Source organism: Planomicrobium sp. CPCC 101079, from assembly GCF_007859275.1.
In the GTDB taxonomy this organism is placed as follows: Bacteria; Bacillota; Bacilli; order Bacillales_A; family Planococcaceae; genus Planococcus.
This window is the reverse complement of the sequence record NZ_VOHC01000022.1, coordinates 1-1,233: the sequence shown is the minus strand read 5'-3', so window position 1 is coordinate 1,233 and position 1,233 is coordinate 1. Positions and strand designations below refer to the sequence as shown.

2 protein-coding genes are annotated in these 1,233 nt (G+C 48.2%); both read left to right on the top strand.

The window, feature by feature from the left end; genetic code table 11:
- On the top strand, nt 1-391 hold a 391-nt coding region (locus FQV28_RS19495), incomplete at its 5' end, for a helix-turn-helix domain-containing protein (protein WP_255472889.1).
- Entirely contained in the window at nt 298-1,221 is a 924-nt protein-coding gene (locus FQV28_RS10280; RefSeq protein WP_255472890.1) for an IS3 family transposase, read from the top strand. The genes FQV28_RS19495 and FQV28_RS10280, both read left to right, overlap by 94 nt.
- Nucleotides 1,222-1,233 lie beyond the last annotated feature (12 nt).

Sequence of the window (1,233 nt, the reverse complement as noted above, 5' to 3'; positions counted from 1 at the left end):
AAAAACACCGCCATCGTCGTATGTAGTTATCCACGACAAATTGGAGGTGTTTTTCTGTATGGGTTCAAAAAAGGGATCAACCAAGCGATTCTATCCAGAAGAAATTAAGCAAGCGGTCATTCAACTGAAACTTAGCGGCAACTATACCAATGCCGAAATTATGGAGATTCATCAGATTAAAAACAAATCGCAGATCAAGACGTGGATGAAGTGGTACCGGAACGGGGAAACGCACCGGCTGGTGCAGTCTGTCGGGAAACAATACAGCTACAATGCAGAGCTAAGCGAACTAGACGAATTGAAGAAAAAGGTCCGGTACTACGAAGTGAAGGAAGAGCTAATGGGAAAGTACCGGGAATTGGAAAGAAGGTGGAGCCCGCCCTCTTCCTAGAACTGGTCGACTGTTTCAAGGACACCTATTCCGTCTCACTGATCTGTGAATGCCTGCACGTCTCGCGTGCCACTTATTACCGGTGGCGCAAGAAAGACTTCGGTAAGACCGCGTTGGAAAAACAGGTTCTCGCCATCTGTAAACAGCTGAAGTTCCGGGTGGGTCACCGCACGGTGAAAGGCCTGTTGAAAAATGACGGCATGAACGTAGACCGGAAGACCGTGCAGCGAATCATGCAGAAATACAACAGCCAATGCCGAATCAAGCCCAAACGGGTCAAGAAGATGGCAGGGGCAAGCCATTTGGTGGTGCCGAATCTGTTGGAACAAAATTTCAACGCGGTCGCCCCGAATCAAAAGTGGGTGACGGATATTACGTATCTCCCCTTCGGGGAACGCATGCTTTACTTGTCGACGATCCTGGACTTGTACAACAACGAAGTGATTGCCTACAAAGTTAGCGATACCCAGGATGCCCAGCTGGTGTTGGACACACTCGAACTGGCTTGCCAGAAGCGAACGACGGCCGGAACCATCCTGCACAGTGACCAGGGCGCCCAGTATACATCCCGTGCGTTCCAGGTGAAGACAAAAGAAAAAGGCATTATCACCAGCATGTCCCGCAAAGGAAACTGCTTTGATAATGCCGTCATCGAATCCTTCCACTCCTCGCTAAAGTCGGAAGAATTCTATACCCTGGAAAGGGTATGCCTAACCACTGCCATTGTACAACAAAAAGTTGAAGATTACATGTATTATTACAACTACATCCGACCGTTCCAAAAATTAAACTGCCACTCTCCGGTTGAATACCGGACAATGGCAGTCTAGGTGTTTTTTCTT